This is a genomic window from Cryomorphaceae bacterium (genome assembly GCA_017798125.1).
Lineage (GTDB): Bacteria > Bacteroidota > Bacteroidia > Flavobacteriales > ECT2AJA-044 > ECT2AJA-044.
This window is the reverse complement of the sequence record CP059070.1, coordinates 2,793,064-2,807,579: the sequence shown is the minus strand read 5'-3', so window position 1 is coordinate 2,807,579 and position 14,516 is coordinate 2,793,064. Positions and strand designations below refer to the sequence as shown.

At 48.7% G+C, this 14,516-nt stretch carries 14 protein-coding genes; 5 read left to right on the top strand and 9 right to left on the bottom strand.

Features of this window, described 5'->3' with window-relative positions:
- Positions 1-2: 2 nt before the first annotated feature.
- Positions 3-1,343, bottom strand: a complete 1,341-nt coding sequence (locus tag HZ996_12580) for an MATE family efflux transporter (protein ID QTN39943.1) — start codon at positions 1,341-1,343, stop codon at positions 3-5.
- A gap of 140 nt (positions 1,344-1,483) precedes the next feature.
- Here HZ996_12580 and HZ996_12575 point away from each other — a divergent pair, with 140 nt between their 5' ends.
- The 3 genes from HZ996_12575 (at position 1,484) to HZ996_12565 (ending at position 4,350) form a co-directional block, all read left to right on the top strand.
- Complete coding sequence (locus tag HZ996_12575; GenBank protein QTN39942.1) at positions 1,484-1,816, top strand: T9SS type A sorting domain-containing protein; 333 nt, start codon at positions 1,484-1,486, stop codon at positions 1,814-1,816.
- A 95-nt stretch (positions 1,817-1,911) separates the two neighbouring features.
- Entirely contained in the window at positions 1,912-2,919 is a 1,008-nt protein-coding gene (locus HZ996_12570) for a hypothetical protein (protein ID QTN39941.1), read from the top strand.
- Positions 2,920-2,961: 42 nt separating this feature from the next.
- Positions 2,962-4,350, top strand: coding sequence for a hypothetical protein (locus HZ996_12565; GenBank protein ID QTN39940.1), 1,389 nt, complete (start codon positions 2,962-2,964; stop codon positions 4,348-4,350).
- On the opposite strand, the gene HZ996_12560 is transcribed toward HZ996_12565, so the two are convergent.
- Genes HZ996_12560 through HZ996_12530 form a run of 7 tightly spaced genes read right to left on the bottom strand, consistent with a single transcriptional unit; the run spans position 4,351 to position 11,147 of the window.
- Positions 4,351-5,979: an acyl-CoA carboxylase subunit beta gene (locus HZ996_12560; GenBank protein ID QTN39939.1), complete on the bottom strand. Its 1,629-nt coding sequence runs from the start codon at positions 5,977-5,979 to the stop codon at positions 4,351-4,353.
- Between the two features lie 51 nt (positions 5,980-6,030).
- Positions 6,031-6,657 (bottom strand): WbqC family protein, encoded by a 627-nt coding sequence (locus tag HZ996_12555; GenBank protein ID QTN39938.1) that lies wholly within the window; start codon positions 6,655-6,657, stop codon positions 6,031-6,033.
- A complete protein-coding gene (gene lepB / locus HZ996_12550) occupies positions 6,647-8,155 on the bottom strand; it encodes a signal peptidase I (protein ID QTN39937.1) in 1,509 nt (502 codons plus the stop codon). Before lepB ends, HZ996_12555 begins: the two co-directional genes overlap by 11 nt.
- Positions 8,152-8,868 carry a 4-hydroxy-tetrahydrodipicolinate reductase gene (gene dapB / locus HZ996_12545; GenBank protein ID QTN39936.1) on the bottom strand — a complete coding sequence of 239 codons (717 nt, stop codon included), beginning with the start codon at positions 8,866-8,868 and terminating at the stop codon, positions 8,152-8,154. The genes lepB and dapB overlap by 4 nt, the downstream gene beginning before the upstream one ends.
- 10 nt (positions 8,869-8,878) lie before the next feature.
- A complete protein-coding gene (locus HZ996_12540; GenBank protein ID QTN39935.1) occupies positions 8,879-9,466 on the bottom strand; it encodes a hypothetical protein in 588 nt (195 codons plus the stop codon).
- A complete protein-coding gene (locus HZ996_12535; GenBank protein QTN39934.1) occupies positions 9,463-10,347 on the bottom strand; it encodes a ParB/RepB/Spo0J family partition protein in 885 nt (294 codons plus the stop codon). The genes HZ996_12540 and HZ996_12535 overlap by 4 nt, the downstream gene beginning before the upstream one ends.
- Positions 10,347-11,147 (bottom strand): ParA family protein, encoded by an 801-nt coding sequence (locus tag HZ996_12530; protein QTN39933.1) that lies wholly within the window; start codon positions 11,145-11,147, stop codon positions 10,347-10,349. Before HZ996_12530 ends, HZ996_12535 begins: the two co-directional genes overlap by 1 nt.
- A gap of 178 nt (positions 11,148-11,325) precedes the next feature.
- Between HZ996_12530 and HZ996_12525 the strand changes: the two genes are divergently transcribed.
- A complete protein-coding gene (locus HZ996_12525; GenBank protein ID QTN40057.1) occupies positions 11,326-11,733 on the top strand; it encodes a DoxX family protein in 408 nt (135 codons plus the stop codon).
- A gap of 93 nt (positions 11,734-11,826) precedes the next feature.
- On the top strand, positions 11,827-13,908 hold the full coding sequence (locus HZ996_12520; protein ID QTN39932.1) for a T9SS type A sorting domain-containing protein: 2,082 nt from the start codon (positions 11,827-11,829) through the stop codon (positions 13,906-13,908).
- 216 nt (positions 13,909-14,124) lie between these two features.
- On the opposite strand, the gene HZ996_12515 is transcribed toward HZ996_12520, so the two are convergent.
- A complete protein-coding gene (locus tag HZ996_12515) occupies positions 14,125-14,514 on the bottom strand; it encodes a PUR family DNA/RNA-binding protein (protein ID QTN39931.1) in 390 nt (129 codons plus the stop codon).
- Between the last annotated feature and the right edge of the window lie 2 nt (positions 14,515-14,516).

Below are 14,516 nucleotides of genomic sequence, written 5' to 3'. Positions count from 1 at the left end.
TACTACAGCGTCATTCGGGTGCTCAGCCGTTGAAACCTCATGAAGAGCAGTACTGCGCTCACGGTTAGCCCCGCCGCAAGTCCGTACCAAATGCCCTGTTCATTAAGCCCTTCGCTAAAGGCCAAGTAATAGCCAAGCGGAATACCAATGATCCAATAGGCAAAGAGTGTAATCACTGTTGGTATCCGAACATCCTCTAGTCCTCGCAATGCCCCGAGCGTAACCACTTGGGCTCCATCGGATAATTGGAAAATAGCAGCGATCAACAAGAGGGCAGAAGCTGATTCAATCACCGGTAATTCATCGATGTACAGACGCGCCAAGGGTTCCCCGGCGGTGGCGAAGAGAATTCCTGCTGTTCCCATAAACAGGGTGGCGAGGATGAGGGCAGAAAATGCCGCATTCCTGAGGTTGTGGCGATCCTTGAGTCCGCGTTGATTCCCCACTCGGATGGTGGCCGCAGCGGCCATTCCACTGGCCAGCATGAAGCTGATCGAAGCGAGATTCAGGGCAATTTGATGTGCTGCCAAGGCCTCAGCTGAAATCTGACCAATCCAAATGGCAGCGATCACAAAGGCACCCACTTCAAAGAGCATCTGAAGACTGGTTGGAATCCCGAGTTGAAGTAAACGACCAAAGAAGTCTCTTCTCCATGGCATGGCAAAGAAGTACGGACGAAAAGGGCGGAAGAGATTGGATTTCCACAAATAGTACCCGATGCCCACAACCATTAAGCTCCTACTGATTAAGGTGGCAATACCTGCACCATTCAGCCCAAGCTCAGGGAAACCCCAGTTTCCGTAGATCAAAAGCCAGTTGAGACCAACATTTAAAAAGTTTGCGGAAAGGGAAATCAGCATGGGTTGAAACGTGTGCGAAAGACCTTCCATGAACTGCCGGAATGCCTGAAAGATCATCAGCGGTAAAAAGGACCAAGTAATGATGCTCAAGTAGGGGTAGGCCAGCTTCATCACTTGAGGTTCTTGGTCCAAAGAGCCCAGAAAAGGCCATGCCGCGAACATGAGTGCACCGAGTATAACCGTCACGATCAGATTCAAAGCCAAGGTGTGCCGAAGCATGGAGCCGATCATCCGAAACTGCTTTTCCGCGTGTGCTCGGGCAATAATGGGCGTTACGGCCTGAGAAATTCCATAGCCAACCACGAAAATGACAATCCAAATACTGTTGCCAAAGGCCGCCGCCGCCAAGGGCTCCGTACCCAATCGGCCGACCATCACCGAATCGGCTACACCAACCATGATATGCCCCAATTGGGAAAGCATAACTGGATAAGCGAGCTTCAAATTCTTGATGATATGATCCCTGAGGGTGAGGTCAGACATGTCGACAAAGGTACCTTAATCCGCGAAGGCCTTAAGAATGGGCGAAAATGAAATTTCTGTTAAGATGACTTGTGAAAAAGGCAATTAAATGTGATATTTGAAGTAACTGATGGGAGAATATACTTTTTAAAGAGATTCTTATGTTGAAAAGAGTACTATTCATTTTAGCGTTGTTTATCGGCTCGCTTGCTGTACAGGCAGGAGGAGATGATAAGACGTTTGATGTGTATCCAAATCCCGCGGTAGACGAAGTTGTCTTTCATTTCGAAGGTGATATGGCCATTAAAGGCGGTACCATCTCGATATACAATACGATAGGTGTCTTGGTTGGACAAGTTCCAGTTGGTCCGTCTGTGGATTTTCGTTTTAAAATTCCACAACAATGGACTCCTGGTCTGTACATCGTAACCTTTGAGGATACGGATGGGGCTTTAACCGCTCCGATCAAGTTGACCATTAAATCGACAATTTAAGTGTTAAGTGTTTCTGTTTCATTGGAGAGTCGGGTTCGCCCGGCTCTTCTTGTTTTTAGTCGAAACAGATAAGCGACTCTGGGCGTTTTAGTAGTATGAAACGACTCCTTCTCATCCTCACCCTTCTTCCGAGCACGCTACTTGCCCAGCATGGCATATGGCGTGAATTGGGCCCCACTCATCCGCCTGAGAATGCGCAAATGAGGCCAGAGACCTTTACGCGTATTAAAGGGACGGGAAGATTAGCTTTTGTTGAATTTGATACGCGGTTGCCCAACCGCATTTTCACTGGCTCCCCCTCGGGAGGCCTGTTTATTTCTGATGATCGCGGAGTCTCGTGGCGAAACGGGGGAACAGACTTTTTTTGGGTTCCCGGAGTTTCACACATTCAAGTCGCACCAGAGTCATCCTCGACCTGGTTCATTGCCAACGGAGATGGGGATGCGGACTTTTCATTTTCACTAGGGGTTGCGCGCACACGGGATGAGGGTCAGACCTGGGAGTGGATTAATGGAATCGAGGAGTCGCTTCCGTTTACAGATCTCAATAAGCCATGGAAAATCGTTCGGATTCGAAAACTCCTGATTGATCCAAGGGATGGAAATCGTTTATGGGCGGCAACAACGGAAGGACTCTTTCTGGCGACCAATGCCCTTGCAAAAGCAGATCAAATCCGGTGGAAAAAGGTGGCTTCGGGAGTCTTTTACGACCTCTGCTTTCAACCAGCATCCATGGGACGAGTCCTACTGGCCTCGGGCGATGGATTGTACCGATCGCGAGATGGTGGATTCCAGTTTGAACAAATGACCCTTCCGGATGAATTTGGCTTTCAGAAGGATGACCTACCCGTAAAGCAATTGACTATTCGCATCAGCCCGGCGGATCCCTCCACGCTTTGGGTCGCCTATACCGCCAATGAAGGCCATAGCTCCCGAAAGTTCAATGCCGAATTGTACTCAGTGGATTTGGATTCTGAGCAATGGTCTTTTGTACGTGCTTTTGGCAAGGACTTAGGTGTACAAAGAAGGCTGGGTCATGGCCGATCACAGGCCTTTGCAGTGCATCCGACCAACCCCGACGAATTGTACTGGGAAATGTGTTAACGGTTTTACAAAACCGAAGACGGGGGGCAAAATGTGGCGGCGGTGACCAAAGATTATCACGATGATCTTCATTGGATTTCTTTTGATCCCCATCGTCAGGAGCTGTATATCGCAACGGACGGTGGAATCAATAGATCCGTCGATGGTGGCCAATCCTGGGAAGACTTGACCAATGGAATTGGCGTAGCCAACATGTATAATGTAGGATCGTCCATGACCCGTCCTGGACATCTCTCCTACGGAGGGTTTGACACGGGGAATGTATGGCGTGACCCTCTTGGGATTTGGCGGCAAGTCTTCTTTGGCGATGGGTTCAAGTCCATACCTGTAGTGAATGACTCCAGTATATACATCTACTGTTCGTCTAGTTCTGGATTTGGAGTGACGGATCCAAATGGGAAAACAAGTTACTTGACGCCGAATGGGGCCATTGGAGGTCGACAATGGAAGAAGCATTACAGCATTGATCCCCGGCAACCGGAACTCGTGTATTACGCAGCTCAAAAAGGACTTATTCGATCTTGGAACAGCGGTGTGGAATGGGAGATGGTTTGGCCTGTTCCTGAAGGAGGAGAAGGTTGGGAGGCCTACCTCAACCGATACAACACCAATGAACTTTACTTCACAAGTATTTCAGGAGTCAAGGGGATCTGGAAAACGAATGACATCCGGAATGAACGGATCAAAGACATGAAATGGGAAGAGCTGCATCCGTGGCTTTCTGCCTATGAAGGAGGTGAAGAAATCAAAATGACTGTGACCGATGTTGAACCCGACCCCTTTCAACCTGGAGCGTGTTGGATTTCTTTTGGGAAACTAGAAAGCGGATTTAAGGCGTACCCTCATCCAAAGGTCATTTACTTCAACGGAAGCGGTTACGAAGATTGGACCGGTCTTTTCGAAGGCGATCCTTCGCTGAAAAACAGAAAGGTAACGGAGGTAGAGGCGGACCCTGGTCATCCCGGACGAATTTATGTGGGCACTTCTTCTGGTGTTTTTGTCAAGGAAGGCCGCGGAGGAATCTGGAAGGAAGAGCGAGGAATTCCTTACGCCGAAGTGAGTGAACTTGAATTGCATCCATTTGCGCGTGTTCTTCGGGCGGCTACTTTTGGCCGAGGATTATGGGAGATGGACCTTCCTCAAGTGAGCGAAGAGATAAAGGTGAGGGGGAATCAGCAATGGACCAATCGCTCGATCTACACCAACTTGGTCGTCAAAAAAGGATCTGTTCTCGCCTTGAAAGGCAAGACATGGATCGCCAAAGAAGTTCAAATTAGAGTGGAACCCGGAGCAAAAGTCATCGTACAAGGAGAACTCTACAGATCCGAAGATTCAGACTGGCGAGGCTTTAAAGTAGAAAGCTCCAAGGGCTTTCTTTTCTTCAAGGGAAAAACGGGCGAGGTCGAGAGCCGAAGCGTCATCGAGCGCTGATCACGTCTGTAACACCCCGGTGTTGTAAGGGCGCTCCGCAGGTGCGTGATTCGCCATTTCAATCCCTATACTCAAGACTTTTCGCGTATCGCGTGGGTCTATGACGGCATCCAACCAAAGGCGTGAAGCTGCGTAATACGGAGAGGTTTGGTCGTCGTAGCGCTTCTCAATAGTCTCCAATAGAGCCTGCTCCTTCTCAGGTGTAATCTCTTCCCCCTGAGCCTTGAGCCGGCTTTTTTCAATTTGAAGCAAGACTTTGGCGGCTTGAGCTCCACCCATCACGGCAATGTTGGCTGTTGGCCAGCCCACAATGAGACGTGGATCATAAGCCTTACCACACATCGCATAGTTACCGGCCCCATAGCTGTTTCCGACGACTACGGTGAATTTGGGTACCACACTGTTGCTCATGGCATTGACCAGCTTGGCACCGTCTTTAATAATACCTCCGTGCTCACTGCGCGATCCCACCATGAATCCCGTCACATCCTGCAAGAACACCAGTGGAATTTTCTTTTGGTTGCAGTTCATGATGAATCGGGCCGCTTTGTCGGCTGAATCGGAGTAAATGACCCCGCCAAACTGCATCTCACCTTTTTTACTCTTCACCAACTTGCGCTGATTGGCCACAATTCCCACGGCCCAGCCATCGATACGGCCATAACCACAGACGATGGTCTGCCCGTAGTTGGCTTTATACTCTTCCCAACTGTCCGCATCGATCAAATGCTCAATGAGCTCATGCGTGTTGTAGGGCTTATCTCTCTTCTCGGGCAGAATGCCCATGATCTCTTCATAGGGCTTTGCCGGAGCCTGCGGCTCGATGCGATTGAATCCCGCCTTATCAAAATCACCCATCTTGTCCATGATGTTCTTGATGGAATCCAGGCAGTCCTTGTCGTCTTTGCTCTTGTAATCCGTCACCCCAGAAATTTCGCAATGGGTTGTGGCGCCCCCTAAAGTCTCGTTGTCGATGTCCTCACCAATGGCCGCTTTCACCAAGTAGCTCCCCGCAAGGAAAATAGACCCCGTTTTATCGACGATAAGCGCCTCATCGCTCATGATGGGTAAGTAGGCCCCACCAGCCACGCAAGAGCCCATAATGGCCGCGATTTGGGGGATACCCATACTGCTCATGACCGCGTTGTTGCGGAAAATCCGACCAAAGTGCTCTTTATCTGGGAAAATCTCGTCCTGCATCGGCAGAAAAACCCCTGCTGAATCCACCAAGTAGATGATGGGCAATCGATTCTCCATGGCAATCTCCTGAGCCCGCAAGTTCTTTTTACCCGTGATGGGGAACCAGGCTCCAGCCTTCACCGTGGCGTCGTTGGCTACGACCACGCACTGACGCCCCTGAACATAAGCGATTTCAATAACCACACCACCGCTCGGGCAGCCGCCGTACTCCTCGTACATGCCGTCGCCGGCAAAGGCTCCGATTTCCACACGCGGACGCCCCTTGTCTACCAAGTAGTCGATGCGTTCGCGGGCCGTCAACTTGCCCTGTGCGTGCTGTTTTTCGATTTTCTTTTGACCTCCGCCCAGGCGGATCTTGGCCAAGCGCTGCTCCAAATCAGAAACCAGGAGCTTTAGCGCATCTTCATTCTTATTGAATTCGATGTCCATATCTTTTTGTGTAGTGGGTCAAATTTATCTGCCTCACGGCAGGATGACAAATTAAGCGTCCCGAAGTTCACCCTGCAACAGAAAAGCGTAGGCGGCTGGGCCTTTGGCGAAAAGCAGGTCCAGAATACTCAAGTCCTCCAAAAAGCCGTGTCGGTCACCAAAGACCTGATGATACTCCTCGGCTTGAAGTAGACTTGGTTTTTTGGGGTGGATTCGATCCCGATAGTCTTTTTCTCCTGGGCCTGCGGCCCGATATTCCACAAGCTCTTCCCAATCTAATTCCATTTCAAGCTCCTCGGCTACCCATGCGCAGCTGGCCAAGCACAAGTCCGCCAGCGTTTCAAAACGCTGCTCAAATAGCGTTTTTAGGGAGTCCTCGTAGTACTCAAAATAAGGGGAGCTGCGGTAACTCGCTTCCAGGGTGCGCCAGTGAATCAACGGCCAGTTCTCGGCGTAGCTCAGTGGGGCTTTGGCCGTTTTTAAACGCTCTCCCGAGCGGTGCAGAATGGGAACGATGAGGTTCTTTTTTCCGTGCGGGTCTGCAATGCTCGCTCTACTTCGGTAGCTCTGCTTCTGATAGTTCTCGGATAAATCAATAGCGTTTGCCCCATCGTGCCGTAAGGCAACCCAATAAGAAATCGGAGGGAAATAGGCGAGGCTAAAAAGCTTACGCGGCATTACTTCTTCGCTTCTGAATGAATCGGAAACCGAAGTATCCGATCAAGAGTACAATGAAGTAGGGGAAGAGGGAAGTCCTGCGTCCTTTTCCATGCACCATGGTGAATACGCGTTCTGTTCGGATCTTGTCCGCTCCTTCTTGGAATTTATCGAAGCTCATCCATATGAAGGATGCCTTACCGACGATATGATCCTCCGGGACAAAGCCCCAGAATCTCGAGTCGAGCGAATTGTGGCGATTGTCTCCCATCATCCAGTAGTAGTCCATCTCAAAGGTGTATTCCGAGACCACCTCACCGTCGATGGATACTTCTCCTCCATTGACTTGAAGGTCATGGCCCTCATAGAATCCAATGACGCGTTCGTAGAGTCGAATATTTTCTGGACTGAGACGGACGGTTTCACCTTTTTTCGGAATGTACAAGGATCCAAAATTGTCCACGTTCCAAGGAAAATGTTGGGGATCTTGTGGAAAAATAGTCTCATCCGTTTGATCGGCCGGTTTAATCATCGGTTCCACGCTTTCCACGTTGGGAAATTGGCGGAGCTTGTCTACATTTTCTTGGGTCAACAAGAAGATGAAATCGGTCCGTGAACTCTGGCCCCCTTCCGTAATGTCCATTTCGAGCAAGGTCTTGCGGTTGAAGCCCTGACCATTGGTTTTGACCAAGTAGGTGAACTGGGGAGCGGCTCGCTCGGGGAGCCAAACACTATCGCTGTTTACGGAAAGAACAGCTTGATCAATGCGAATGCTGTCTCCCGGAATTCCCACACATCTCTTGATGTAGTTGGTGCGTTTGTCCACGGGTAGCTGACTGTCCATCGGGTAGTTGAAAACCACGATGTCGTTGTTCTTGATTTTACTGAATCCCGGCAGACGGTGGTAGTCGAACTCCACCCAATCCACAAACGAAGGGAAGCCGAGTAGGGGAACCGTGTTGTGCATGAGTGGAAGACTCAACGGTGTCATGGGCATTCGAGGACCATAACTCATCTTACTCACGAATAGAAAATCACCAATCATCATGGACTTTTCCATGGATGAAGTGGGAATGGTATACGCTTCAATGGTAAACGTTCTGATGACCGTAGCAGCTACAATGGCAAAAGTGACCGCCTCAATCCACTCGCGATTCCCGCTCTTATCACCTCGCAGTCGAGCACCTTCGTATTTGGCATCTTCCGAACGCCCGATGATGGGTAAGTAAATACCTAAGGTGAAAATGGCCAGAATTCGATCAGAAGTACTTCTGCGGCCAAAGACCTGAAGGGTTTCAGAGAACACCACCATCCACATGATCCAACTGACCATGGGAAGGTAAAGGAGAATTACCCACCACCACGGGCGTTGAATCATTTTCATGATCTGCAATTCCCCGTAGATAGGAATAAGCAAGGGTGTCGTGGGTTGGTCAATCTTCTGGAGGAAGGGTTGGAAGTAGGCAAATCGGATCAACTGCAAGATCCCAAGGCCGAGTAAGAATCCGGTCCAAGTCATAGGTTCAATAGGTCTTTCATGCCGTAGACTCCTGTTTTTCCAGGGAGCCATTCGGCGGCGAGTACTGCGCCCAAAGCAAAACCTTTTCGGTTTTTGGCTTCGTGACGAATCGTAATTTGATCAATCGAGCTCTCGTAGACGACTTCGTGGGTTCCGGGTACGTCTCCTTCCCGTTCAGAACGAATCGCTAGTTCATTTATTTCACGGGCATTTTCCAAGGTCCATCCCGATTTGCGCTCCAAAGCTCCAATGATGTCTTCGGCCAGGGAAATGGCTGTGCCGCTTGGCGCATCTTTTTTACGAACGTGGTGCATTTCCATCATGTCCACTTCGTATTCCTCAAACGGATTCATCAATTGGGCCAAGCGTTGATTCAGGGCAAAGAAGACATTGACGCCGAGGCTGAAATTGGAGGCGTAAAAAAGGGCGCCATTGACATCGGCCCGTAGGGCCAGCACATCATCCCAATGATCTAACCATCCCGTAGTTCCACTTACTGTGGGAACGCCTTGTTTTAGTGATCGCGAAATCAGCTCAACGGCCGAATCAGGATGGCTGAAATCAATCGCAACATCACAGTCTGCCAGGTCAGCGTCGGAAGTTTCATCCCCGTTGCTCGTGGTGATCTTAACAGGAACCGAATGGCCGCGCTCGAGGGCAATCGCCTCGATTTCACGTCCCATAGTTCCATAACCGAGCAGGGCAATCTTCATGCGGGCTAAGTTAAAACTTTAGGGTAAACCCAACTGCTGGGCGGGGTCCCATTTGAGGTGTAAAATGCACCTGAGGCTGGACTTCGATGGAGAGTTCGTCACTGACGTCGAACTCGTAGAGGTGGGCATCGACCATGGCATCAAGCACATTGATGAGGTAGATACCTGCTGTCAGAATGACGCTGAAGTCTCTATTTCGGCGATAGAAGTCAGTAAGGGTTATGAGGTTGTCGTCTGTGTATTGCGGGTAGTCGTCTTCCAGTCCGTTCTGGCGATCGATATAAGCCTGCTTGAATTCATTGTATTGGCGGTTGTTGTCAATAATGAAGTAAACGCTGGTACCTAATGCCGCGTAGATGATGGGAATCTTCCAGTACTTTTTGTTGTAAGCCTGCCCCAATCCCGGCACAATTAAACTCCTGACCAGGGCTTTCTGGGGAGAGTGAAAGAGGGTGTCTACCGTGTTCAGTTCATCGGACCCTACAACCTGTAGTGTGTCTCCGGGCACGGGACGCCACAAGGTATCGGTCTGTCCTTGAGCGCTAAACGCGAACAGAAGTCCAAAGACCAGGAAAAAAAATTGAAGACGGGGGTTCATTCGTTTTTCAATAGCTCGGCAATCCGATTGAGCTCTTCATCCGATGCGAAATGGAAAATAATTTTTCCTCGACCGTAGCGGTTCCGCTGTATTTCGGTTTTAGCTCGAAACTGTTTGCTGAGATCGTCGTTCATGCGCTGATAAGCAAAGGGAAGCGGAGTAGCGCCCTTTCTTGTAGAAGGCGCCGTGCTTTTCATTTGCTTCACGCGTTGCTCGACCTCTCGTACGGATAAACGTCGCGCGATGACCTCTTCGTATAAGGTAAGCTGGGCGTCTTCATCTTCGATATTGATCAACGCACGTGCATGGCCCATGCTGATCATTTGGTCCCGAAGACCTGCTTGAATCAGGTCATTGAGCTTTAACAGTCGCAAGTAGTTCGTTATGGTCGAACGCTTCTTACCCACGCGATTCGACATTTCTTCCTGGGTCAATTGGCACTCCTCGATCAATCGCTGATAGGACAAGGCGATTTCAACGGGGTCCATTTCTTGCCGCTGTATGTTCTCAACTAAAGCGAGTTCCAACATGGCTTGATCATTCGCCAAGCGAACATATGCCGGTATTTGATTCAAGCCAGCCATCTGAGCGGCCAAATAGCGCCGTTGTCCGGCAATCAGTTCATAGTGCCCTTGTTTGACCCGACGAACGGTAACGGGTTGGATGACGCCGAGCTGAACAATGGAAGCAGCAAGTTCTTCAAGCTGTTCCGCATTGATGTTGGTTCTCGGCTGGAAAGGGTTTTGGTGGATTTCCTCTAATTTGAGTTCTGCGATACCTCCAAGGATTTCCTTTTGGTGCGTCTGATTGTTCTGCAAATCGCTGTCCGGTTCAGACAGCAGGGCGGATAGTCCTCTTCCTAAAGCTTGCTTCTTCGCCATTATCCTTCAGTTTTTTCCAGTGATTCCTCTGTCCAGTTTGCGTTCTTCTCGAGGAATTCACGCGCCAAATTTAAGTAGTTCACGGCACCCGTGCTTCCGGCGTCGTACGTAATGATGGATTCCCCATAGCTGGGGGCTTCTCCCAAACGGACATTGCGCTGGATAATGGTGTCAAAAACCATGGTCTGAAAGTGGGTCTTCACTTCTTCGACCACTTGATTACTCAATCGGAGGCGAGAATCGTACATAGTGAGGAGTAAGCCTTCAATGTCTAGACCTGGATTGTGCAGGCGTTGGACGCTTTTTATGGTGTTCAGAAGTTTACCCAAGCCTTCCAGCGCAAAATACTCACACTGGATAGGCACAATAACAGAATGTGCGGCCGTTAGAGCGTTCAGCGTGATGAGTCCAAGCGAAGGTGCGCAGTCAACCACCACGTAGTCGTATTCGTCGATGATTTCGCCGAGCGATTTCCGCAGCATATGCTCACGTTGATCTTTATCTACCAATTCAATTTCGACACCGACTAAATCCAAGTGGGCGGCCATGAGATCAACGTTGGGACTTTCCGTGGTTAAGATGGCGTCACGGGCTTTCACTTCGTGTTCGAGAACCTGATATGTTCCCACGAGCGAATTCTTGGGATCGAATCCCATCGCCGATGTCGCATTTGCCTGAGGGTCAGCGTCCAAAAGAAGAACTCGCTTTTCAAGCACCCCTAAACAAGCGGCTAAATTTACTGCAGTAGTGGTCTTTCCAACACCACCTTTTTGATTCGCAACGGCAACGATTTTACCCATGTTCTCTTACACCTAAATCTTTCAACATCGTACTTTTCAAAGTACCGCAATTCGAGGCGAAAGCCAGGGCTCCGGGCTTTTTTTTTATCAACAGGATATTATTTGTTAACTTACCGTTAAACCCAAACCCCCACCGTCTATGGAATACGCGTTTATTCTGCTGCAATCGAATCAGGGGATGCCCCCAAACCTATTCGAGCAAACCATCATTATTCAGATTCTTGTCGCCATGTTCTTGGGTATTCTTTTCATGGAATCCGGAACGGATAAAATATTTGATTGGAAGGGGAATCTAGAGTTCCTTCGAGGTCATTTTGACGACACCGGGTTGCGGGAAATGGTGCCTTTTTTGTTAGGGATAGTAACCCTGGTAGAATTGGCGGCTGGATTGCTCAGTTCTCTGGGGGTTGTGAAGCTGCTGTTTTACGACGACAATACCTATGCTTTTTACGGTGCAGCGGTTTCGAGCTTAGCGCTTTTGATGTTGTTCTTTGGGCAACGCATTGCGAAAGACTATAAAGGTGCCGCAACCGTGGCTACATATTTCATTCTAACCCTAGTTGGAATGTTCATTTTGAACTATTAATCAGACCTGTGATTATTAGAGAAAGTGGGCCTTTATTATTTTAATGTTAATTGTATATTTGGCCATCTGGCTACAAATAATCTTACTGATACTATGAAAAAACTACTATTCGCTTTCGCCCTTTTGGGTGGCTTTATGGTGCAGGGACAATCGCACCAGCACGGAGTTGAACCGTGTGGAACGAATCAGTATTACGAGGATATGATGGAGCGCTTCCCAGATATGGAGTGGCGCCGAGATGCATTGATTCAAAACAGTTTTAGAAGTTCGGCTTCTGGAGATTCAACTTTGGTTATTCCGGTTGTATTTCACGTCATGCACGAATACGGATCTGAGAACATTTCAAAGACCCGAATCTTGAATGAAGTTGCACGTATGAGCGAGTACTTTCAAAAGCTCAACTCGGATACGACTCAAATCGTTCCTGCATTTCAGGGGATCATCGGGAATGCAAACATCGAGTTCCGTCTAGCGACTAAAGATCCAGGTGGAAATTGTACGGATGGTATCAACCGTATTCCTACCAACGAATCTCAGTTCGGAGACTTTGCTTCAAAAATTAACCAATGGCCTGCTGACCGCTACCTGAATATTTGGATTGCTCAAGTAGCCGGCTCTGGTTCTTCTGGACCTGGATTGGTTCTAGCTTACGCGACCTTCCCGGGAACGTTCTATGCCTTCGACGGGATTATGTGTCGTGCAGATGCGGTTTACGGTGGAACATTTGACGATGGTTGGACATTGAACCATGAGGTAGGACACTATTTAGGCTTACTGCACACTTGGGGTAACGGGCAAGTAGACACCGAGTGTGGAGATGACGGTATTTCCGACACCCCACCAACAGCGGGATCATTCTCATGTGATTTAGCGAAAGACGAGTGTAATCCAGGTACTGTCGAGAATGTTCAGAACTTCATGGACTACGCGGCTTGCGGTCTTCCACAGATGTTTACCACGGAGCAAGCGAGCTACATGCGCGATCAGTTGTTGACCGGTCGTCCATTGTTGGCTGTTCCTTCAAACTTGGCATTCACCGGAACAGACGGCAGCCCAGCTCCTGAGTGCTCTCCTATGGCGGATTTCCACGCTGGACGCACCTACGCTTGTGTTGGAGATAACGTGGCGTTTTTTGACGACAGCTATCGTGCGAACAACTACACGTACAACTGGTCATTCCCAGGAGGAACGCCTGCAACTTCTTCTGATGCAGACCCGACTGTGGTTTTCAACTCTCCGGGCTGGAAAGAAGTGACGTTGACTGTTTCAAATGCTGCAGGTCAAACTACTGTGACGAAACAAGCTGTTCATATTTCACCAAATTGGGCTGTATTCCAGCCGGACCACGTAGAGAGTTTCGAAAACGAGACGGGATACTACTGGCGACGTGAGAACTTCTTGGACAACGAGCAGAAGTTCACCATTGAAGGTATTGCAGCAAGTCAAGGTGGTTCCAGTGTTCGCTTGAACAACTGGAAGAATGTTGATCCAAATGCTCAGATCCCATCAGATGATTTTTGGTATTACAGTCGTTTAGGTGGACGAGTTGACCGTCTGGTTTCTCCTCCTTATGATCTTAGCCTCTTGCAAAGCGGATCTCTCTTGTTTGACTATGCTTATGCCACCAATGCGGCCTTCCCTGATGATATTACAGAAGAACTTCGTGTTTGGGTGAGCACCAACTGCGGCGTCTCCTGGTCACCGCGAGGAACGATCAACGAAGGTGATTTGGTTACAGCCGGTGGTGTAGGTGGTCAACGCTTTATCCCGGACGCTGGCGATTGGGTAACTGGTGACATAAACGTAGGAACAGTTAGTGGAAATGATCACGTCATGTTTATGTTTGAGTTTACTTCAGGTGACTTGAGCAATGATTTGTACATCGATAACATCCGTTTTGACGCGGTGGTAAGTGTTGACGAGAACCAAGTTCGTGCTACAAACTTGAACGTCTATCCGAACCCGGCTAATGAGCGCTTGTTTATCGAACTCCCTGCTGTTAATGGAGATGAAACGCTTATGATTTACAATGCCTCTGGTCAGTTGGTCTACGAATCGACTGCTGAAGCGAATGTGACTAAAATGGAAGTTGAGGTAGCCGATTGGGCCCGTGGAATTTATCACATCCAATGGGTCAGCCCAGCTGGAACCCTTCAGTCTAAGTTTGTTCACTAAGAGCTAAATAATATAGACTTAATAGCCTCGCTTTCTGGCGGGGTTATTTTTTTATTCGCTCTGAACCTTTTGATAAACTTGAAAGTTATATAACCGAGAGTAGACAAGTTCTCATGGTTAAATAGGTTTTGATTAACGCGAAAGCCCCGCAGTAATGCGGGGCTTTCCACTTTTTACAATGTCGTTTGCTTGGTTCCAGATCGGATTTATAAGGCTTTAGATGTCTTCAAATCGAACGTCGGTAAATTTATCCGCCGAATCAACTTCAGAAGAAACCGTTTCAGCCTCTGAGACACTAACTTCAATTGGAGCTCTATCAGCGTCTTGTTTCTCAGTAATGATGGTATTACCCTTCTTATCAAGGATGAAGTCCGTTGTTTCCTCTAAAAGCGCTCTAAATCCCTCGAAGTCTTCTTTGTATAGGTAAATCTTGTGCTTTTTGTAGTGAAAGGATCCATCTTCGTTGGTGAACTTCTTACTTTCCGTAATGGTAAGGTAATAGTCGTTAGCGCGAGTGGATCTTACATCGAAGAAATAGGTCCTTCTGCCTGCTCGTAAGATTTTGGAAAAGATATCCTCCTGATCCCTTCTTTCGTGTCCTTCCATCA